Here is a 21018-nt window from a genome sequence, read left to right as displayed (position 1 = left end):
AATCATAAATTGCGAAACTCGTTCGTGTGTGGTAGAAACACAACAACGAATAATACCATTGCGTACCTACGGCACGCTAAATACATTCGAATTTCTATTTTTCTACCAACGTGTTGTACCTAACGGCACAATTTACCAGCTATATTTTAAAATTAATCTTGCATTAAAAGGAGTTCCTGCCGTAAAGTGAATTTCTTCTACAGGATCTGTTTCGTTTTTCAATCTTGATTCAGTCAGGAATTGAGTTTCTTTCCATTTTGTATTAAATATATTGTCGATATTCACTCCAATTGAGACTTTTTTAATTTGATGATTCACTGAGAAATCCGTGATGCAATATCCTTTTGCAACTACTGAATTATCTTCGTTTGCAGGTCGATCTCCCAAAATTCTAGTTCTTAAACTTCCTGAGAAACCTTTTAAATCTTTGACCGAAATTCCGTTTGTCAACGTATTAACCGGAGCAAGCGGCAAATAATCATTTCCTTTAGGTTCGTCAAGTGAGCGTGCATGCGTATATGTATAATCAGTATTCCAAAATAACCAATTGGTAAATTGATATCTAAAACCAAAATCAAATCCTTTTCTCTGTGTTTTACCACTTGGTTCTACAACTGCTTCGTCGCCAACATAAACAAACTCTTGCGCCAAATATAAATACCAAATCGCCGAGTTAATTATCATTCTTGGAAAAGGTTTCCAGTTGATTCCTAAATCAGCGCCATAGGTTTCCGGAAGGATTTTTTGTCCTTTTTGAGCCACAACAACGCGAGTATCATTACTATGAAAGCCTTTTCCGAGTTTAAGAAAATATTGCAAAGTATTGTCTTGTGTGTACAAAAAGTTAAGCTTCGGACTTACTATTGATTTACTTTGAGTTTGATTACTGTAAACCGGAAGTAATTGATCTTCATAACCAAATTTAAAATAATCCACTCGTAAACCAGAGTTAATTAACCATTTTCCAGACGTAAAATCAAAACTTGTATAAGCAAAAAGATTGCTCTGATTGATATTACCCAAACTTAAATATTCTAAAACTGTTTTACGATTTAAAGTGTGCGACAACTCAATATCTTTATTATTGTCATTTCGCAATCCTGCGCCCAATTTAAAAACCCACTTTTCATTTAATTTTCGATCATATTCAGATTGAAAGCCAATTATTGTTCTGTTTTCTTTTTGTCTAATTTGGTCACCATTAACAGGATCATTTAGAAAAAAAGTAAAATTAGAATACAATTCAAAATCATATTTGCTTAAATATGCTGTGTTTTTAATTTGAGAATATTCATCAATTTTTGAATCATATTGCAAATTAAAATTCGTTCTTCCAGTGTTTCCGCCTTCGTTTGAATCAATAGCTCCAAAATGAGAAATCATGCCACTATTAACGGCACGATCCGGAATTTGTCCGCTGGCATCCCATTGGCTTGTAAAATGTGATAATGAGATTGCTATTTTATCGCCATTATTGATTTTAACCGAATATTTAGCAAATAAATTGATTCGGTTAAAGTTCTGCGGAGCATCAAAATAACCGTCTGTCATCATGTATTCTCCGGCAAAATAAGCGGATTGATTTTCTTTATTCAACAAATTAAATAAAGCAACAGTTCTATAAGTATTAAACTGTCCCAATTCAAAAGAAACAGTGCTATTATCTAACGCATTTTTAGTACTAAATCCTATATATCCTGCGGTGTTAAAATCGCCTTTATCGGCAAAATAAGCTCCTTTATCAAAATCTATTTTATCTACCGTTTCCGGAATCACAAAATGCAAATCGGCATAACCTTGTCCGTGAGCGTGAGAAACCATATTTACAGGCATTCCATCCACAGAAACATTAATATCTGTTCCGTGATCACAATCAAATCCTCTTAGAAAAATTTGCTCTGCTTTTCCTCCGCCCGCATGTTGTCCGATAAAAAGTCCAGGCACTTTGCGCATTAAATCCTGTGAATTAGAAATGGGCTGAATTTCTAAATCTATTTTAGAAATAGTATTTAAATATTTTAAGCTATTGGTAATCTTTACTTCTTCTAGCAAAAAAGGTTTTTCGTCAAGCGAAATATTTATAAAATCATAATTAGCAACCTGGATTTTTTGAGTAATATAGCCTTGCTTCGATACTTGTAAACTATCTTCTAATTGAACTCCTTCGAGTATAAATTTTCCGTTTATGTCTGTATGTGCGTGCGTTTTAGAGCTTAAATTCCGAATCATTACATCCGTAAGAGGCTTTCCATCCTCAGCATTAACAACTCCATTAACTGATTGTGCATTTATAGAAAAAGACAATATAAAAATTCCGAATACAAATAATAATTTCATGCTATTTTAAAAAAGTGCAAATATAGCACAAAATATATGTAAAAATAATACTACATTATTTTATTTATATTACGAAAACAAAAAACTTCTTATAAATAAAAAGAGCTGATTTTTACAATCAGCTCTTTTTGTGTTAATTAGAAATTCGCAGCAAATTCTTTTGCAAAATCTTCCAGTTTTGTTGTTCCGTCAACAGAAAATTTATTGCTTAAAAAATCATTCTGAATCTTACCGCTATTTAAACCAGATCCCATTTCAGTATATAATCCGGCTATTTCTTCCGGCACTCCGGCTTCTTTCATTCCGCCAAGAGATTGTTCATCTGTAAATTCTATCCACGGTAATTCCGGTTTATCAATTGCTAAACCTAAAACCTTTGCAACATCATTTGGCGTACGAACATCACTAATAATATAACGAATGTTTTTTCCTGATGTAGTTTTTACCAACTCTTCGGCCGCTGCAGTTGCAATATTTTCAGGATGTACAAATGGAATTACAGTTTCTGCTGCATAATTTGAACCAATAATCCCCGCTCCTTTTATCATCGGAACATTCGCATATAAATTATTGTAGAAAAATCCGGCACGAAGAAAAGTAACCGATACATTTTCTAATGTTTCGTATATTTTCTCGATGTTATAAAGCCCTTTAATTGGACCAGTTCCTTCAGGTAAATCGGCACCAATACTACTTAACATAACCACACGTTTTACTCCCGCTGCTGCAATTGCTGTTGCGATCGCTTTTCCTGCATCTATAGTATTCGCAATCACATTTGATCCTCCCATATTTGGCGGTGTCAATGCAAAAACAGCATCAGTTTCTGCAAATGTATTTTTCAAAAAGTCAGCATCACTAACAGATCCTATTGCTGCTTTTGCTCCCAAAGCCTCGATAGTTGCTACTCTGTCTGAGTTACTGCTCACAACTGTTACCTGATTTCCTGACGCAATAAGTTTTTGAGTCAAAGGTTTTCCTATATTTCCTAATGAACCTAAAATTGTAATTTTCATAGCTTTATATTTTTTTATTATCTGAAACAAAGGTATATTTGTACTTACTTTTATACAAGTACTTACCCTAAAGTATGCACAAATGACAGCAATTAAAGAATCTTCGACTATTCAGGAAAATAAGCAATATGCCTTAGAAAAATGCCCTGTAACATATGTTATGGAAAAAATTGGCGGCTATTGGAAACCCATTATTATCTATCATCTTTCTGGCGGAAGTAAACGCTATAGCGAATTAAAAAGAGCAATTCCGGCCGTAACCGAGAAAATGTTGATTCAGCATTTAAAGCAGCTTGAAGCCGATAATCTTGTTATCAGAGAAGCCAAACCTGTTGTTCCTCCTTATGTAACGTATCGTTTGAGTGCCGCAGGAAATGGCTTAATGCCGGTTATAGAAGCGATGGCAACTTGGGCTTTTAAGGACAAAGAAGACGGGTTTAGCGACACTTCATCTGGACTGTAGTTTTTATATAAATTGGTATAGAAAATCAGTCCACTATAATTTTACTTTTGCTTAAAAATTTATTCAAATGAAGAAAGTATTAGTTGTAAATTCAAGTGCCAGAAAACAAAATTCTAAAAGCAGAAAACTTACCGAAGTATTTACAGATCATTGGAAAAGCATCCAAAATAATGCCCTTATTAATTATCGTGATTTAGGTGAAAGTCATGTTCCTCATATCAACGAAAATTGGATTGCAGCAGCTTTCAAACCAGAAAACCTAAGATCTTTGGAAGAAATTGAAGCTTTAAAAACAAGTGACGAATATATTGCCGAATTGCGTGAAGCCGATATAATTGTAATTGGTGCGCCAATGTACAATTGGTCTATTCCAAGTAGTTTAAAAGCTTACATTGATCAGGTTTTAAGAGTCAACGAAACCTGGAAACTAAATCCGGAGAATATGCAGAATCCTTATATTGGTTTACTTCAAAATAAAACTGTATTTCTGTTGCTTTCAAGAGGCGCTCAAGGTTATGAAAAAGGAGAATATAACGAGCATATGAATTTTCAAAGCAATTATCTAAAAACCGTTTTTAATATTATAGGTATTACCAACATTCACACAGTAGCTGTAAACGGAGAAAGTTTTGATTCCGAAAAATATCAGGAATCTATAAATAATTCGCATCAAGCGATAAGAGATTTAATCGACAAAGAATTGAATTAGTTTCTATAAAATGCAAAAAAGCCTTCAAATTATGAAGGCTTTTTTTGTAATATAAAACATATCAGAACCACAATCTTGTCATTTCGACGGAGGAGAAATCACACAAGAAACTTCATGCCTAAAATCGCCAATCTTTGTCGAATTACGCGTGTGATTTCTCCTCCGTCGAAATTGTAAAAGTCACTTATTTCGGTAACGGATTTATCATTTCAATTGGTCTTTTTCCGTCAATACCTTGATGTGGTCTTTCATGGTTATAATAATATAAATATTGCAATAGCTCTTCTTTTAATTCTTCTTGAGAATCAAAATCCGTATCCCTTAATAAATCATCTTCGAGAGTTCTCCAGAAACGTTCAACCTTGCCATTTGTCTGTGGTCTGTAAGGTTTTGTGTACCTATGAGTAATTCCTAATTCCATCAGCATTCTCTCAAAAGGATGCTGATATTTTTGTTTACTTGTTTTGATTCCAAATTCAGGTCCATTATCAGACAATACTTCTTCAAATTTTATCTCATAATGATCACTCAGGATGTTTAAACATTTTAATGTGGCAAACATAACGGTTAAAGCGGTAATATCAGGAATCACTTCAGCCCAGGCAATCCGGCTGTAATCATCAATTACACAAACTAAATATCGTTTTTTACTTTCTCCTCTTATGATACTTTTACTTAAGTGATGACAATCAATATGCCCAAGTTCTCCCATTCTTTCCTTGATTATTTTTTGATGATTCTTTTTAATCTTCGGAGTTAATCTATTGATTTTATTACGTTTTAAAATATTATAAACTCCAGAATATGATGGTGTATGCTTTCCTAATTTGGGCCTTAAGATACTAACAATTTCATATTTGTTGTTTCCTTTTTCTCGTAATTCAATTACTTTCTGCTCTATAAAAGCTAGCGGTCTTCTGGTTTTATATCTGGGACCTCGTTTCTGAGGAAGCAGATCCAATGATTTCCCACTTTGCTTATATCAATTATAATACTTTAAAAAACTCTTGCGGCAAGTGTCATTTGCTGCATAAAAATCCATTACCTTTTTATACAAAGGATGAGTTTTATTTTTTACCTGCTCATATTCTTTTATTAAAAAACGATACTTCTCTAAATAGTTTCGTTCTAAAGTGGAATCCTGACTATTATTTCTCATCGTAACAAAATTTATTAAAGTTAAATTTTGTTACCGAAATATCTAACCTTTACAGAAATGACAAAAAAGCTTTTTAATTCTATTATTTATCTAATCTATTTGACAAATGAACCGCAGTCAGTTCAAATCCGTTTTTTAAATATATTTTTTGGGCTGTATTATTTGTAAAACCAGTATCAAGAACTACAGCTTCTTTACCAAGCGAAATAGCAATTTCTTTTACATGATCTAGTAATTGAGTCGCAAAACCTTTTCCTCTGTAATTTTCTAACGTACATAAATCATCAATATAAATGATGTTTCCGCTGTGCAAAGAAGTCATAACGCGATATCCTGCAAAAGCTACAACCTTATCTTCGTCCATGATTCCGGCGATGCTGTACTTTTCGTTTTGCATCATTTCTGTAATCGTCGCATTCCAGTTATTTTTATTCAAATGTGGTCTTAATACATAAGCGACATCCCAACATTTCTCGATTTCTGATGTTGTTTCGATTTTTTTAATCTGATAAATAGACTCCATAATTATGTGTTTTTTATACAAAATTAAAACAGTAATCAGGATCTAAAATACCCCAATTCTAAAATCGATAGTGGTCCAGAAGTCTTATTAAAGTACGCTTTTAAGGATTGCCAACGCTTTTTCCATTTCATTTTCTGCCAAAGAAGCAAAACCCATTCGAATAGCATTTGGAGAGAATTTATCGTTTTTATAAAAATTGCCATTATTGATCGAAAGTCCTTTTTTACCAACTTCATCAGACATTTTTATCAAATTGATTTTCTCATGAAAATTCGCCCAAACCGCCAATCCGCCTTCGGGAATTCTAAAATCTATTTCGTTTTTAAAATCAGAACTCAGAATTTGGCAAAAATGATTTCGGCGTTGTTTGTAGATTTTCAATGATTTTCTAAAATGCCTTTCCATTTCTCCATTTTCATACATAATTGCAAAAGCTTCTTCTAGAAGCGTATCGCCTTGTCTGTCGATCATTTTTCTTAAAGATCCCGCTGCTTCAATAAAAGCTGGAGATCCAACCATAAAACCAATTCGCAAAGCGGGCGCAAAAGTCTTTGAAATTGAGCCAATATAAATCACATTTTGATTATGATCAATACTCGCCAATGGCAAATAAGGCTTGTTATCATAGTGAAAATCAAAATCGTAATCATCTTCTATAATCGCAAAACGATATTCTTTCGCAAGATTCAGCAGCTTTAAACGGCGTTCCATACTCATCGTTACGCCAGTTGGACAATGATGATGCGGAATTATATAAACGGCTTTAATCTTTTTATGCTTCAGAATTTCCTGCAAATAATCAACATCCATTCCGTTATCGTCGATAGGAACTCGTTCTAAATTTGCGCCACAATATTTAAAAGTATCATCGGCAGTTGCAAAACTTGAAACACCAACAACGATCGTATCATTTGGATTTAAAATTAACTGAGACGCCAGATAAATTCCCATTTGACTGCCTTTTGTAATGATAATATTTTCAGGCGAAACTACTAATCCTCTCGTGTTCGAAAGATAATTACAAATCGCAATTCTAAGATTTTCAGATCCTAAAGTACTGCCATATTTCAAAAAGTTTTTCCCATAGAATTTTCTGGATAAACTTCGGTATTCGCGCATCAATTGGTCTATTGGCGCCAAGCGAACATCAGGAAAACCATCATCAATAACAATTGGATCTTTGTGAATATTTTTTCCGTAAGATTCTACTTCTTTCTCAAAAGTATTCGTCCAGATAAAACCTTCCTGAAACTGATTTTTGTTGGTTTCAGGTAATTTTACTTTAGAAATTATAGGCAATTTCGAAAGTACAAAAACGCCTTTCCGATCTATAGATTCTGCCCAACCCTGACTAATTAATTCTTCGTAAGCCAATTTAACCGTATTTCTATTAATACCAATTAGTTCCGATAAAACACGCGAACTTGGCAATGCATCCGATGGTTTCAAAGTACCATTGGTAATCAACGAAATAAAAGTATTGCACACTTGTATATAAAGTGTCACTGACGATTCGCGATCAATTAGAATTAGAGTTTTATACGGCAACATCTGGGCTGTGGTTTTTATATAAATTGGCCTGTAAAGTTACCCAACATATTTTTACATTTACATAAAAATTTATCAAAATGAAAAATATAACAATACCACAAGCAGGTTTAATTCTAAGAATTATTTTAGGAATCACAATGTTATCAGCAGTTGCAGATCGTTTCGGACTTTGGGGCGCGCCCGGAGATCCAGGTGTTGCATGGGGAAACTGGGATAATTTTATTGCTTATACACAAACACTAAACTCTTTTGCCAGTAAATCTGTAGCCGGAATATTAGGTGCTTTGGCTACCTTTTTTGAGATTCTGTTTGGTTTATTCTTAATCATCGGATTCAAAACCCGAATCGTAGCTTTAGGAACTTCGGGATTAATGTTGCTTTTTGCTCTTAGTATGGCGATTTCTATTTCTATAAAAGCACCTTTTGATTATTCGGTTTTTACAAGTTCTGCTGCCGCATTATTACTTTCTGCAATTGGCAAAACATCTTTTGCTTTAGATAACAAACACAATCCGAAGTAAAATTTTAATTTTAATATAACCCAAAAATCAAAATGTGCCTTTAGGTACTAAATGTTGGTAGAACATTAGATTCAACATTCTGCGGCGTGCCGTAGGTAGGCAACAAAACAATAATAGTTACGTACCTACGGCACGCTAATTTTATTCTAATTTATTTTTTCTACCAATATTTAGTACCTAACGGTACAGAATTAAAACAAAATATTATTCAATTACGAGACTACCAATCATTTATATTCATAACATGGGAATTCTATAATATATTATTAAAATTATGTAAACATTTATAAAAGCTTAATTCTCTTAATATTACCAAACCTAACTATCTGATTTATTTACTATTTCCTTTTTTAAGGATTTTTTAAGCCCATAAATATCCTTCTGCCAAATTTCTATTCGTAAATTAGCGCCAAACAAAATTTATTCGAATGACAGTACTTACATTTACCCTGATTATGATTCTTGGTGCTTTTTTAGCAGGTTTTATTGGCTCATTATCAGGTTTAGGTGGCGGAATCATAATTATTCCACTTCTAACGGTCGTTCTTGGTGTTGACATTCATTATGCAATTGGAGCCGCTTTGGTTTCGGTAATTGCAACTTCTTCAGGTTCGGCTTCTGCATATGTCAAGGAAGGAATTACAAATATGCGACTGGGAATTTTTCTCGAAATTGCCACAACAATTGGTGCCGTTTGCGGAGCTTTGCTTTCTACAATTGCGCCAACTTCATTTATAGCCATATTATTTGGTCTTACTTTAATTTTCTCAGCTATAAATTCTCTTCGAAAGAAAGAAGAACATATTGTTTTAGAATCGAGTCCTTTGGCCAAAAAACTACGCTTAAACGGAACTTATCCCACGCATGATGGTGAAATTGTAAGTTACGGAACTAAAAACGTCGTTGGAGGTTTTGGTATGATGGGAATTGCCGGAATGATGTCGGGATTATTAGGTATTGGTTCCGGTGCTTTTAAAGTTATTGCGATGGATAATATTATGCGAATTCCGTTTAAGGTTTCTACCACAACCAGTAATTTTATGATGGGAGTTACCGCAATGGCGAGTTCTGTAATCTATATTCAAAAAGGTTATATTGAACCCGGAATTTGTATGCCTGTTGTGATTGGAGTTTTGTTTGGAGCTATGGCTGGAGCCAAAGTATTAGTGCGAACAAACCCTAAAAAACTAAGAATATTTTTTGCCTGCCTGATTTTTGTACTTGCAGTGAATATGATTTATAACGGAATTAATGGAAAAATCTAAGGTTATGCAAAACGAAAAATTTGGAGAAAAAGACTTTCAATATATAATTGGTAATTTATTGCGTTATGGCGTTTGGACTTCATTGTCTGTCGCTTTTATTGGCGGAATCGTCTATTTATTCGGACATAGTACAGATATTGAAAACTACTCGGTATTTCATGAAAATGACCGCAATATATTCGAAGTAATTTCTGCAGTTTATAATGGTGCAATTCAGGGAAATGGGGAATCTTTGATCTTTGTGGGAATTATTCTTCTCTTTCTAACGCCCGTTTTACGTGTGTTACTTTCTTTATTTTCTTTCCTTTTAGAAAAAGATTATCTTTATGTTGGCATTACACTAATTGTGATTGTGATCATTTTAATTAGTGTCTCGTTTGGTTTTTCACATTGATAAGGCTGTAGGCTTTAAGCATTAGGCTATAAGCTTCTTTGGAAACGCTTAAAATATGTTGCTTAAAACTTTAAACTAATCGTAAACGCTATAAAGCTTAAAGCATATTGCCTAAAGCTTAAAGCTAAATAAAAAAATATGGAAATAGGAATAGACAGTTTTGCTTCGGCAATGTACGGAGACAATAATACGTTGAGCAGTGTTGATGCAATGGAGCAATTATTGCAAAGAATTGAACTGGCAGATCAAGCAGGACTTGACGTTTTTGGAATTGGAGAACATCATAAAAAAGAGTTTTTAGATTCGGCTACAGTTGTAATATTAAGTGCTGCTGCTGCAAAAACAAGCCGTATTCGATTATCAAGCGCCGTTTCAGTTTTAAGTGCTGCAGATCCTGTCAGAGTTTATCAAAGCTTTGCAACTTTGGATTTAATTTCGAAAGGAAGAGCAGAAATCGTCGTAGGCCGCGGATCTTCTATTGAAGCTTATCCCCTTTTTGGATTTAATCTGAATGATTATGATGCGCTTTTTAAAGAAAAACTAGATCTTTTTCTACAAATCAGAGACAATGAATTTGTGACGTGGTCAGGGAAATTTCGTCCTGCTTTGAATAATCTTCCTATTTATCCGAGAGCAATACAAGAAAAATTACCGGTTTGGCTTGGCGTTGGCGGAACTCCGGAATCTTTTGTGAGAGCCGGAAGTCTTGGTTTACCTTTAATGGTAGCTATTATTGGAGGACAAACACATCGTTTTCGCCCTTTAATCGACTTATATCATGAAGCCGGAAAAGCTGCAGGTTTCAAACCAGAAGAGCTTAAAGTAGGATTACATTCTCCCGGATTTGTTGGAACCACAACCGAAAAAGCAGTCGAAGAATATTATCCTGGTTATGCTGAACTTTGGACAAAACTAGGACTCGAACGCGGTTGGCCACCAGTTACAAAAGCGAAATTTGACGGACTTATTGACGATCAAGGCGTTTTAATCGTAGGAAGTCCGGAACGTGTTGCCGAGAAAATCTTAAGACACAGCGAAGCACTCGGCGGAATCTCAAGATTTACATTTCAAATGGATAATGCAGGACTTACACATACACAATTAATGAACGCAATAGAACTTATAGGTTCAAAAGTGATTCCGTTGATACGCAAAGGATAAACTCTTTGCGAATTTGCCCACGGATTTGGCGGGTTAAACGGATTTTTACTGATTTTTTATTATTATTTTCAACAAAAGAAGACTCGAGCGATAGCGAACAGACGAAGTAAATCACACTAGTAATCCGACAAAGATTACACAACGAAACCCGACAGGTTTTTAAAACCTGTCGGGTTTGCTATACATTAACGAATTTCTTTACGTCCCAAAGCTTCAGGATTGCGCGATATCTTTGTCAAAGTTTAAAACTTTGACAAAGATTCACATTAAAAAAATCAGTAAAAATCCGTTTAACCCGCCAAATCCGTGGGCTAAAAAAAATATTAGAATTTATAAGTTACACCAACTCTAAAGTTTCTTGGTGCTTCTGTTTGCCAATAATAAGCAGAAAGCCACTCATAATAAGATCCGCTGTAAAGGTATTTATCCAAGATATTAAATACGTTTGCCGTAACTTTTATCTTTCCGGTTTCATAAGATAATCCACCGTCAAGTTTGAAATAGTTTGGTAACTTCTCAGCTCCTGCGCTCCATGTATCCGTTTGACGTCCTACAAGATAAGTTCCTCCAATGGAAGCGCCAAAACCTTTAAGTTTTCCGCTTTGAAGCGTATAATTTAGCCATGCATTTGCAGTATGTTTAGCATATCCCGGAACAACAGAACCTACGCTTATAGTCGAAATAGCTGAACTTGTTACTACAGATTCTGTAAAAGCGTAATTTGCAACAAGATTAAGTCCGTCCAATAATCTTCCTCTAACATCAAATTCAACACCTTCAGCTCTTTTTTCTCCCAAAACAATTTTGTAAATATCATTTGGACCATTTGTAGGATCAGCTGTAAGTTCATTTTCTTTTGTAATGCGATAAACAGATAATGAAGTATTCCAAGATCCGTCAAACCAATCTTTTTTAACACCAAATTCCAGATTATTTCCAGTTAACGGTTTTACTTTATCTCCATTTTTAATAATACCCGATTGCGGTAAAAATGCCTGATCGTATAATCCGTAAACTGCAAGATCCTCAGTTATAGAAGCACTAATACCAATACGTGGCGTAATATGACTATCTGCCTGAGTTTCTCCCCAGCTTGTCTGGCTAATCCAGGTATATCTTCCTGCCACAGTAACTCTAAGTCTATTTCTAAAAAAGCCAACTTCTTCCTGAATATATGCCGCCGAATACTCTGAACTCATTTTCCCGCCAGCTCTCACTGAAAGTGGTGTTGTATGATCGAAATTAGGAAAACCATTCGAAGGAGTTCCATAATTTGGATTATAAACATTAAACGGATTTGCAGCAGTATCAAGATCATGAGATTGTCCCCAATCTGCCATATAATCTTTGCTTCCTAAATCTAAACCACCTAATATTTTGTGTGTAATTGATCCTGTATTGAACTTTCCGTTTACAAATATCTGACCTAGATACATATTACTTTCTGCATCCCAGATTCCAACATTTCTAATGATATTTCCTTTTCCAAGCGCATTATCATCTGATCCAACAGCACTTGGCCAAGAACTATACCCTTGCTGAAGATATTTAAAATAAGAAGTTTGAGCCGTCAGTTTCCAGTTATCATCAAACTTATGTTCGAACATAAGATATCCGCTATGATCCTGAATATTAGTATCAGGCAATCCTGGCTGTGTCATTGTAAATCCAACTGGCAAAGTTGCATAACCTTCAGATTTAGGACCAAATACATAGTAAGAACCAACCTCAGTCATGTTTGCATATTGAAAATTATATTCAGCCGTAAGCTTTGTTTTATCATCAATTTGGTATGAAATTACCGGAGCAATTACGTAACGATTGTTGTGTTCGAAGGCACGATGTGAACCTTTATTTTGAGCCGCTCCGTTGAATCTGTATAATAATTTTCCTTTTTTATCTAATTTTCCGTCAAAATCGATGCTAACTCTGTAAAAATCGTAGCTTCCGCCTAAAACAGAAACTTCACCTTTAGTAATTCCTGTTGGTTTTTTAGTAACCACATTATAAAGTCCGCTTGGATCACCGCTCGAAAGCATAAATCCTGCCGGTCCTTTTACAAATTCAATATGATCTACAAAACTCATATCTTCAGTAAGAGGTCCCCAAAAAGAAGAAACCACATTAAAACCGTTACGAAAAGCCTGAATTTGAGAACCACGCATCGTAATATTAGTATACAAATCTCCCCAGTGTTCCAAACGCACCGCTCCACTCACGTTTCTGATAACTCCATCACTCATACTCGTAATTTGTTGATCTTTTAAAGTCTGCGCGCTTACAATCTGAATATTTTGAGGAATTTCCAAAACAGGAGTCTGCAATCTTAAAGACAATGAAGGCTTATCTTGTTTGTATTTATTTTTTGTAATCACAACTTCATCAAGATCTTCCTGACTTTCAGAAAGCATAAAGTTTTTAGTCGTCGTTTGCTTTGCTGTAACCACAATTTGGTCTTCAACTTTATGAATTCCAACAGATCTTATGATAATTGTATAAGTTGCCGGTTTTACGTTTTTAATCTCATATTGTCCATCTTCATTGGTCGTGGCAACATATCTTGTTCCTTTCAGAACAACTGTAATATTCTCAGCAGGAACATTTCCGCTTAGCGAAACCTTTCCTGTTACTTTTCCAAGTTCCTGACTCATCATTTGCAATGAAGGTTAGAAACATAAGACTAAGTAAAACTTTTTTTAGGGTCATTATATTCATTTTTAATTGGTTTTGATTTTCGTGCAAAAGTAAATGCTAAATATTTCTTAAACAAGATTATTTTTAATTATTCTAAATAAAAACAAATACTTGTGACCTTCTCAAAAAGTTAAAACAATATTATCTTACAAAAACTCCAATTATAAATAAGTCTGCTTATCTTTAAACTTGAAAAATTTAAAAAGAGAACTTCCAAAAACAAATCTCATATTATGAATAATACCAATACAGTTAGAAAAGTAGCTATTGTAGGTTACAATCGAATTCCGTTTGCAAGGGCAAATACCGCTTACGCCGAAGTTGGAAATACAGAAATGATGACCGCTGCCTTAAACGGACTTATTACCAAATACAATCTCGAAGGTAAATTGTTAGGCGAAGTTGCCGGAGGAGCTGTAATTAAACATACTTATGATAATAATTTGATCAGAGAATGTGTCATGAAAACCGCTCTTGATCCCGCAACTCCGGCTTGTGATTTACAACAAGCTTGCGATACTGGAATAGAAAGTGCCGTTTATATTGCCAACAAAATTGCTCTCGGACAAATAGAATCCGGAATTGCCGGCGGTGTTGATTCGATTAGTGATATGCCAATTGCGGTAAGCGAAAAACTTAGAAAGATTTTATTGAATGCCAGACAAGCAAAATCATTAGGCGAAAAAATCAAGTTGTTTCTAAAACTTCGTCCAAAAGATTTGTCGCCATTAGTTCCTAAAAATGAAGAATCACAAACCGGACTTTCGATGGGCGGTCATACCGAAATTACGGCTAAACATTATCAAATTTCTCGTGAAGATCAGGATAACTTCGCGCTAAGAAGCCATTTGAATATGACAAAAGCGTACGATGAAGGCTTTTTTGATGATATGATAACTCCGTTTAGCGGACTTGAAAAAGATAATAACCTTCGAAGAGACAGCACAATTGAAAAACTGGCAAAACTAAAACCCGCATTCGATAAAATAAACGGAACTTTGACAGCAGGAAATTCTACTCCGCTTACAGATGGTGCATCGTGCATTCTTTTGGCAAGCGAAGAATGGGCAAAAGCGCAAGGACTTCCTATTTTGGCTTATATTTCTTTTGCCGAAATTGCAGCAATTGAATACGTAAAAAATCAGCAAAACCTTTTATTGGCACCATTATTTGCAGCCAGCAGAATGCTCGAAAAAGCAGGTTTGACATTGCAGGATTTTGATTATTATGAAATTCACGAAGCTTTTGCAGCACAAGTTCTTGCAACTCTAAAAATCTGGGAAAGTCCGGAATTAAGCGCTCAAATAGGACTCAAAAAACCTCTTGGTGCAATCGACAGAGAAAAACTAAACGTTAAAGGAAGCAGTCTTGCTGCCGCGCATCCTTTTGCTGCAACAGGCGGAAGAATAATTGGCGTAATGGCTAAATTATTAAACGAAAAAGGTTCCGGAAGAGGATTTATTTCGATTTGTGCCGCCGGAGGACAAGGCGTTACAATGATTATTGAGAAATAATAATCTATTCGATATTCAAACCCGACAGGTTTTAAAAACCTGTCAGGTTTACTGCGGTTTGTAGACGTAATTATCTTTGTCAAAGTTTAAAACTTTGACAAAGATTTCGCAATCGAAGATCTCATCATATTCTGCGACAAACCCGACAGGTTTTAAAAACCTGTCGGGTTTACTGGAAGTTACAATCCAAGGTTAACACGCTTATTTGATAAAAAACAAAACCCGACAAGTTCCAAAAACCTGTCGGGTTTACTACATACGAAAATGTCCAACTCTCGTAATTTTTACTTTTAAAAAGCAAATTCTTCTACTGCAGACAACGCTTTAGGTAAAGCGTTTTCGGCAAAATCAGGAATTGCAGTTCCTTCTACGCGAAAAACTGTAACATCGGTTATGCCTAAGAAACCTAATACAGCGCGTAAATAAGGCTCAGAAAAATCATAACTTTTATAAGGTCCTTCAGAAAAAATTGCGCCCGAAGCAATTGCTAAAAACACTTTTTTATTCGTCAATAATCCTTTTGGTCCATTCTCATCATAACTAAAAGTCTTTCCTGCTCTCGCAACCTGATCGATCCAACCTTTTAAAACTGCCGGAATTCCAAAATTGTAAAGTGGCACACCAATAACGATAACATCAGCTTCTAAAACATCTTTTGTCGCAGCATCAGAATATTTCAGAGTCTCTTTCTGAGCTTCTGTATGTTGATCTGCCGGAGTATAAAAAGCACTAATATCCAATTCGCTCAAATAAGGCAAAGGCGTTTTAGAAAGATCAAGCGTTTGAATCTCGATTTCGCTGTATTCCGCTTTCAATTTATCAAGAATAGCATTCGATAATTTGTTGCTAAATGAAGCATCTCCTTTGATGCTTGTTACTATATTCAGAATCTTTTTACTCATTTTTATAATTATTTTGTTTACGATACAAACTTATCTACATTTGCTATCTCTTTTATAGTACTATCCTCAAGGATAGCGCTATCCTTGAGGATAGTAACGCAATACATATGAAAACAAAGAGTGAATTAACAGAAGAAATGCCTTGTGGGCACCAACCGGAAGAATGTCTAGCAGCATTATTACCCGTAAGAGATGCTTTGGAAGTTTTAAGCGGAAGATGGAAATTGCCCATTTTAATCGCATTATCAAACAGACCGAAACGATTTAAGGAAATTTCTAAAGATATAAACGGAATTACAGATAAAATGCTTTCGAAAGAGCTTAAAGATCTGGAAATAAACAAACTGGTTACAAGAACTGTTTATGATACTTTTCCGCCAACTGTAGAATACGCAAGAACTGAACACAGCCACACGTTATACAATGTTATTGGCGCATTGAATGAATGGGGAACTTTGCATAGAAAAGAGATCATTGGACATTAATAATGAACAAAATCCAAACCCGACAGCTTTTAAAAACCTGTCGGGTTTAATTTTTCAATAAAATAAGAATCAAAAGTGTAACAAAATCTAAAAAGTCGTCTCTATAATAAAAAAGTCATTATAAAATTAACTTGATATTTTTATTATGAGAATCTTAAAACTAGTTACAGTACTGATAATCAATTTCTTTTCATTTTCGAAAATAAATGCGCAAACTACTCCAAATGACAGTATAAAACTCAATTATACTAAAATTTATGCCCTTGCATTAGACGGAAATCCTAAACAAGCTTTGCCTTTACTCGAAATTGATCCCACTAAAAAAATAGCGCAGAAAGACTTAAAATTCAAAACCAATTTCGAAAATCGATTTAAGTTTGCAACAGATAAAAGCGATTTCCTGGAAACCCGAAAATCAAAAATAGACGCGCTTTTAAAAATTTATCGAGATTATTGGAGATTCTCTTTCTTAAATAAAGAAAAGAAAACCGATACGTTGATTATGAAAAATGTCGCCAATTTTCTAAAAGCAAATCTTCCGGCTGCAAAGAACTTAACGCTTAACGAAGACAGTATCAATGTCTACCAAAAAAAATACATCTCAGACTTAGGTTATAATACAACTGGATTCGGAAAAACCGGCGGACTTTATGATTTATTAGTTTGGAAAACAGAAAAAGATACGATCTATAAAGTGAATTATGAAGGAAAAGAAACTCCAATTAAAATCTACTTTATGGACGATTTTATAACTTTAGCCTGGAGCGAATATGCCACTTTAGGACGTTATTATCCAGCAGGTTGGACAACTCAGGAAGCTTTGTTTTGCGTAAAAAAAGCATACGATTTAAAATCGGAAAACTTTAGAGTAAGTTATATTGGTCATGAAGGACGACATTTTGCAGATTATAAATTATTCCCAAAACTAAAAGGCGTTGGTTCTGCTGATTTAGAATACAGAGGAAAATTGACGGAATTATCCCTTTATTCTGAAGACGGACTTTACAAAAGAATTCAGTCTTTTATAAATAACGGAAATTACGATAGCGATAATGGTCATTCTATTGCAGCTTATTGTGTAATCAGAGATTTATCACGCTTTTTATTTAATGTTGATTACGAAAAAAACTTAGACAAATGGAAAACAATTCCGGCAAGCAAAATAAATCAGTCTGCAGCCAAAATTCTCGAGGAAAACACCAAATCATTAGAGAAAATTCCGAATGTAGAAAAATTTATCAAATAATATTTTCAGCTAAAGAATACATCAAATCCTTACACAACATCACCAAAAATACCTAATAATCAATAAATTACATAAAAACATAATATAAGAAACTAAAATAATTATTAAGAAAAGTTTACATTTGATTACCCAAATTATAAATTCATTCTTAATAATTATGAAAAAAAATCTACTTGCTTATTTTCTAAAGAGGCGAATATTAACGCCTTTATTGTGTGCTTTCTTTTTATTGCTTTCCCTAAAGGGAAATTGCCAATACATCACACAAAACCTTGCTCCTACAGCGGTTATTAAAGAAGGACTTTCGCTGGAACAATCTTCTGATGGACGAATTTTTATTGCAGAAAGAGGCGGAATTGTCAAAGTATTTCAAAACAATGCCGTTTCAACCGTTTTTACCGTTCAAACCGTAACAGATAATGAACAAGGTTTACTTGGTTTAACTTTGCATCCTGATTTTGCTACAAACGGCTATATTTATGTCTTTTACTCTATAAATGATGGCGTAATCAGACATCGAATCGAAAGAATAAAAATCGACAATGCCAATCAGGTTGTCAGCCGACAGGAGATTTTATTATTAGAACCTATTGGTGGCGGTTTTCATAATGGCGGCGATCTAAAATTCTTTAACGGATTTCTTTACGTAACCGTTGGAGACAGTCAGCAAAACACAAATTCTCAGGATCTTGACACGTACAAAGGTAAAATCCTCCGTTTAACCGAAGACGGACAACCTGCGCCCGGAAATCCCTTCTACGGAAGTGGTTCTGTGCAAAGACAAAGCATCTGGGTTTATGGTTTCAGAAATCCGTGGAGACTTGTAGCCAATAAAACGGCCAATAAATTATTTGTTTTGGATGTTGGAACTTCGTGGGAGGAAATCAACGAAATTAGCAATCCCACAATTCGCAACTATGCGTGGGGACATCCTCAAGGCGGTGACGGAAAACAAACTGAAACCAACTTATTTACCAATCCGATTTTTACATATGCAACCGGAAGTATTGGAAATGCTTTAACAAACGGCGTACTTTATAACCCGACAACTTCTCGTTATCCAGATCTTCAGGGGAAATTTATTATCAAAGATTTTGTTCGAAATGCAATTCGTTGGTTTGATCCAAATGTTGCTGATCCTGTTTCTACCGAATTTTATTCGGCGCCACAGCAACAAGCACTCGGAATGATGTTGGGCAACGATGGCTACATTTACTATTGTGCTTACGGAAATAACGGTTCACTAATTAAGCTGGATTATATTGCAACTGCCGCGCCAACGATTGTAAATCATCCTGTTTCGCAAACCATTATGCAAACAACTCCGGTAACTTTTACAGTTTCTGCAAGTGGCGTTGGGCTTTCATATCAATGGCAATTCAACAATGTAAATATTCCCGGAGCAAACGCCGCAACATATACAATTGCTAATGTAACCAATGCAAATGCAGGCGATTATCGCGTTATAGTTTCTAATACTGCGGGCAATGAAACCAGTAATCCTGCGACTTTAACGGTGACACCTTTTAGCAATGCGCCAACAGTTACTATCGTTTCGCCTTTGCCAACTTTAAAATGGAATGCTGATGATTTGATCCACTTTGAAGCAACAGCAACAGATATCGAAGACGGAACGTTACCTGCAAGTGCTTTTTCATGGAATATTGACCTTTTTCACGAAGATATTCCGGGTTCAGGTCATTCGCATCCCGGAGCAAGTCCGCAAGGCACAAAATCAGGTGATTTTACAGCATCAAATCAAGGTGAAAAAACGCCAAATGTCTGGTATCGATTTACAGTAAAAGTCACTGATAGCAATGGTTTAACAGCTTCGACTTTTGTTGATATTAAACCTAATTTAGTCGATGTAACAGTTACAAGTTCTCCGGCATTATTGGCTCTTGAATTCAATCAGAAACCTGTTACAGCGCCATCAACAAAACAAGTTGTGGCAAATGCAGCATTACAGACTTTAAACGCTCCTACTCCACAATACATCAATAATATCAGATATGATTTTGACCATTGGGATCATGGCGGAGCTGCCAATCAAACCTTCAAAGCTCCGGCAACAGGAACGGCAACTTATACCGCGGTTTATACTGCAACAACACTTCCTAATGCGCCATATTTAGGAACCGTAGCGCAAATTCCGGGTACAATTGAAGCCGAAAATTACGATGTTGGTCCAAGCGCTTTTCTTGACATTAATGGCGGTGGCGATACCGTTTACAGAGCCGGAGATGGCGTAGGAACTGAAGCTTGTAGCGAAGGCGGATATAACCTTGCTTATGTTGGCAAAAACGAATGGCTTAAATACACTTCAAAAGTAAATACTACCGGAAATTATAGTATCCATTTAAGAATTGCATCGCCTTATGCCAATCGAAAATTACATCTTGAAGTTGACGGCGTAAATATTACAGGAACCGTAAATATCCCAAATACTACAGGATTTCAGGCGTGGCAAACCGTTACAATTCCTAATATTGCTTTAACGCAGGGAACTCGTGTTATTACTTTATTTTTTGAAGAAGGAGATATCAACGTCAATAGAATGGAATTTGTACTAACCGGAAGTACAACAGCTCCGGTTGCAGATTTTGAAGTTAATTCTCAAATGGGATGTCTGAATACGCCCGTTACTTTTACGTCTGTTTCACTTGGAACCGTTGATAATTATCTTTGGAACTTTGGCGAAAGCGAAACACCTCCAACCGCAACAGGAATTGGTCCTCATAGCGTAATTTATTCAACCGAAGGAACAAAAACAGTTTCTTTAACCGTTAGTAATACTGCTGGAGACAATAAAAAAGAAGTTGCATATATGGTACACAATTGCAACCTTGGTATTGAAAACCCAAATCAAGAATCGAATAAAATCATTGTTTTTCCGAATCCATCAACCGGAATATTCCATTTATCAAAAGAGTTGGAATGGACTGTTTATTCGGCTTCAGGAACTAAAATAAAACAAGGAAGCGGAAGTGTAATTTCGATTTCAGAACATCCAACAGGAATCTATTTTGTAAAAACAAATGCCGCCAGTAAAGCAATTTCGATAGGCAAACAATAATA

General features: G+C 35.1%; 18 protein-coding genes. 10 read left to right on the top strand and 8 right to left on the bottom strand.

Annotated elements, in window-relative coordinates; genetic code table 11:
• Nucleotides 1–132 precede the first annotated feature (132 nt).
• Together WN975_RS03985 and WN975_RS03980 are read right to left on the bottom strand one after the other, a co-directional pair.
• Nucleotides 133–2337 (bottom strand): TonB-dependent receptor plug domain-containing protein, encoded by a 2205-nt coding sequence (locus tag WN975_RS03985; RefSeq protein ID WP_337965326.1) that lies wholly within the window; start codon nucleotides 2335–2337, stop codon nucleotides 133–135.
• Nucleotides 2338–2474: 137 nt separating this feature from the next.
• Nucleotides 2475–3353, bottom strand: a complete 879-nt coding sequence (locus WN975_RS03980) for an NAD(P)H-binding protein (RefSeq protein ID WP_337965325.1) — start codon at nucleotides 3351–3353, stop codon at nucleotides 2475–2477.
• An 82-nt stretch (nucleotides 3354–3435) separates the two neighbouring features.
• Between WN975_RS03980 and WN975_RS03975 the strand changes: the two genes are divergently transcribed.
• A complete protein-coding gene (locus WN975_RS03975; RefSeq protein ID WP_337965324.1) occupies nucleotides 3436–3816 on the top strand; it encodes a helix-turn-helix domain-containing protein in 381 nt (126 codons plus the stop codon).
• Between the two features lie 67 nt (nucleotides 3817–3883).
• Complete coding sequence (locus tag WN975_RS03970) at nucleotides 3884–4525, top strand: NAD(P)H-dependent oxidoreductase (RefSeq protein WP_337965323.1); 642 nt, start codon at nucleotides 3884–3886, stop codon at nucleotides 4523–4525.
• 184 nt (nucleotides 4526–4709) lie between these two features.
• On the opposite strand, the gene WN975_RS03965 is transcribed toward WN975_RS03970, so the two are convergent.
• The 4 genes from WN975_RS03965 to WN975_RS03950 form a co-directional block, all read right to left on the bottom strand.
• Nucleotides 4710–5486, bottom strand: coding sequence for an integrase core domain-containing protein (locus WN975_RS03965; protein ID WP_337965322.1), 777 nt, complete (start codon nucleotides 5484–5486; stop codon nucleotides 4710–4712).
• A gap of 21 nt (nucleotides 5487–5507) precedes the next feature.
• Complete coding sequence (locus WN975_RS03960) at nucleotides 5508–5684, bottom strand: hypothetical protein (protein ID WP_337965321.1); 177 nt, start codon at nucleotides 5682–5684, stop codon at nucleotides 5508–5510.
• 82 nt (nucleotides 5685–5766) lie between these two features.
• Nucleotides 5767–6207: a GNAT family N-acetyltransferase gene (locus tag WN975_RS03955; protein ID WP_337965320.1), complete on the bottom strand. Its 441-nt coding sequence runs from the start codon at nucleotides 6205–6207 to the stop codon at nucleotides 5767–5769.
• 87 nt (nucleotides 6208–6294) lie between these two features.
• Nucleotides 6295–7758: a PLP-dependent aminotransferase family protein gene (locus WN975_RS03950; RefSeq protein WP_337965319.1), complete on the bottom strand. Its 1464-nt coding sequence runs from the start codon at nucleotides 7756–7758 to the stop codon at nucleotides 6295–6297.
• 77 nt (nucleotides 7759–7835) lie between these two features.
• Here WN975_RS03950 and WN975_RS03945 point away from each other — a divergent pair, with 77 nt between their 5' ends.
• The 4 genes from WN975_RS03945 (at nucleotide 7836) to WN975_RS03930 (ending at nucleotide 11099) form a co-directional block, all read left to right on the top strand.
• A complete protein-coding gene (locus WN975_RS03945; protein WP_337965318.1) occupies nucleotides 7836–8279 on the top strand; it encodes a DoxX family protein in 444 nt (147 codons plus the stop codon).
• 428 nt (nucleotides 8280–8707) lie between these two features.
• Nucleotides 8708–9544, top strand: a complete 837-nt coding sequence (locus tag WN975_RS03940) for a sulfite exporter TauE/SafE family protein (RefSeq protein WP_337965317.1) — start codon at nucleotides 8708–8710, stop codon at nucleotides 9542–9544.
• Nucleotides 9545–9548: 4 nt separating this feature from the next.
• A complete protein-coding gene (locus tag WN975_RS03935; protein WP_337965316.1) occupies nucleotides 9549–9938 on the top strand; it encodes a DUF1634 domain-containing protein in 390 nt (129 codons plus the stop codon).
• A gap of 138 nt (nucleotides 9939–10076) precedes the next feature.
• Complete coding sequence (locus WN975_RS03930; protein WP_337965315.1) at nucleotides 10077–11099, top strand: LLM class flavin-dependent oxidoreductase; 1023 nt, start codon at nucleotides 10077–10079, stop codon at nucleotides 11097–11099.
• A gap of 323 nt (nucleotides 11100–11422) precedes the next feature.
• On the opposite strand, the gene WN975_RS03925 is transcribed toward WN975_RS03930, so the two are convergent.
• On the bottom strand, nucleotides 11423–13753 hold the full coding sequence (locus tag WN975_RS03925) for a TonB-dependent receptor (protein ID WP_337965314.1): 2331 nt from the start codon (nucleotides 13751–13753) through the stop codon (nucleotides 11423–11425).
• A gap of 273 nt (nucleotides 13754–14026) precedes the next feature.
• Here WN975_RS03925 and WN975_RS03920 point away from each other — a divergent pair, with 273 nt between their 5' ends.
• Complete coding sequence (locus WN975_RS03920) at nucleotides 14027–15307, top strand: acetyl-CoA C-acetyltransferase (protein WP_337965313.1); 1281 nt, start codon at nucleotides 14027–14029, stop codon at nucleotides 15305–15307.
• A 290-nt stretch (nucleotides 15308–15597) separates the two neighbouring features.
• Here WN975_RS03920 and WN975_RS03915 read toward each other — a convergent pair whose 3' ends face one another.
• Complete coding sequence (locus tag WN975_RS03915; RefSeq protein WP_337965312.1) at nucleotides 15598–16209, bottom strand: NAD(P)H-dependent oxidoreductase; 612 nt, start codon at nucleotides 16207–16209, stop codon at nucleotides 15598–15600.
• 107 nt (nucleotides 16210–16316) lie between these two features.
• On the opposite strand from WN975_RS03915, the gene WN975_RS03910 reads away from it, so the two are divergent.
• From WN975_RS03910 to WN975_RS03900, 3 genes are all read left to right on the top strand, one after another.
• On the top strand, nucleotides 16317–16694 hold the full coding sequence (locus WN975_RS03910; protein ID WP_099711967.1) for a helix-turn-helix domain-containing protein: 378 nt from the start codon (nucleotides 16317–16319) through the stop codon (nucleotides 16692–16694).
• A 145-nt stretch (nucleotides 16695–16839) separates the two neighbouring features.
• Nucleotides 16840–17940, top strand: coding sequence for a hypothetical protein (locus WN975_RS03905; protein ID WP_337965311.1), 1101 nt, complete (start codon nucleotides 16840–16842; stop codon nucleotides 17938–17940).
• A gap of 157 nt (nucleotides 17941–18097) precedes the next feature.
• A complete protein-coding gene (locus tag WN975_RS03900; protein ID WP_337965310.1) occupies nucleotides 18098–21016 on the top strand; it encodes a PQQ-dependent sugar dehydrogenase in 2919 nt (972 codons plus the stop codon).
• Nucleotides 21017–21018 lie beyond the last annotated feature (2 nt).

The organism is uncultured Flavobacterium sp. (assembly GCF_951805225.1).
Taxonomy (GTDB): domain Bacteria; phylum Bacteroidota; class Bacteroidia; order Flavobacteriales; family Flavobacteriaceae; genus Flavobacterium.
The sequence above is the reverse complement of the archived record's forward strand: the minus strand, read 5'-3'. Positions and strand labels throughout refer to the sequence as shown.

Coding starts and splice junctions, on each gene's coding strand:
- WN975_RS03910 (WP_099711967.1), top strand. CDS start 16,317: ATGAAAACAAAGAGTGAATTAACAGAAGAAATGCCTTGTGGGCACCAA.
- WN975_RS03905 (WP_337965311.1), top strand. CDS start 16,840: ATGAGAATCTTAAAACTAGTTACAGTACTGATAATCAATTTCTTTTCA.
- WN975_RS03930 (WP_337965315.1), top strand. CDS start 10,077: ATGGAAATAGGAATAGACAGTTTTGCTTCGGCAATGTACGGAGACAAT.
- WN975_RS03920 (WP_337965313.1), top strand. CDS start 14,027: ATGAATAATACCAATACAGTTAGAAAAGTAGCTATTGTAGGTTACAAT.
- WN975_RS03955 (WP_337965320.1), bottom strand. CDS start 6,207: ATGGAGTCTATTTATCAGATTAAAAAAATCGAAACAACATCAGAAATC.
- WN975_RS03900 (WP_337965310.1), top strand. CDS start 18,098: ATGAAAAAAAATCTACTTGCTTATTTTCTAAAGAGGCGAATATTAACG.
- WN975_RS03935 (WP_337965316.1), top strand. CDS start 9,549: ATGCAAAACGAAAAATTTGGAGAAAAAGACTTTCAATATATAATTGGT.
- WN975_RS03925 (WP_337965314.1), bottom strand. CDS start 13,753: ATGATGAGTCAGGAACTTGGAAAAGTAACAGGAAAGGTTTCGCTAAGC.
- WN975_RS03915 (WP_337965312.1), bottom strand. CDS start 16,209: ATGAGTAAAAAGATTCTGAATATAGTAACAAGCATCAAAGGAGATGCT.
- WN975_RS03950 (WP_337965319.1), bottom strand. CDS start 7,758: ATGTTGCCGTATAAAACTCTAATTCTAATTGATCGCGAATCGTCAGTG.
- WN975_RS03945 (WP_337965318.1), top strand. CDS start 7,836: ATGAAAAATATAACAATACCACAAGCAGGTTTAATTCTAAGAATTATT.
- WN975_RS03985 (WP_337965326.1), bottom strand. CDS start 2,337: ATGAAATTATTATTTGTATTCGGAATTTTTATATTGTCTTTTTCTATA.
- WN975_RS03960 (WP_337965321.1), bottom strand. CDS start 5,684: ATGAGAAATAATAGTCAGGATTCCACTTTAGAACGAAACTATTTAGAG.
- WN975_RS03970 (WP_337965323.1), top strand. CDS start 3,884: ATGAAGAAAGTATTAGTTGTAAATTCAAGTGCCAGAAAACAAAATTCT.
- WN975_RS03940 (WP_337965317.1), top strand. CDS start 8,708: ATGACAGTACTTACATTTACCCTGATTATGATTCTTGGTGCTTTTTTA.
- WN975_RS03980 (WP_337965325.1), bottom strand. CDS start 3,353: ATGAAAATTACAATTTTAGGTTCATTAGGAAATATAGGAAAACCTTTG.
- WN975_RS03975 (WP_337965324.1), top strand. CDS start 3,436: ATGACAGCAATTAAAGAATCTTCGACTATTCAGGAAAATAAGCAATAT.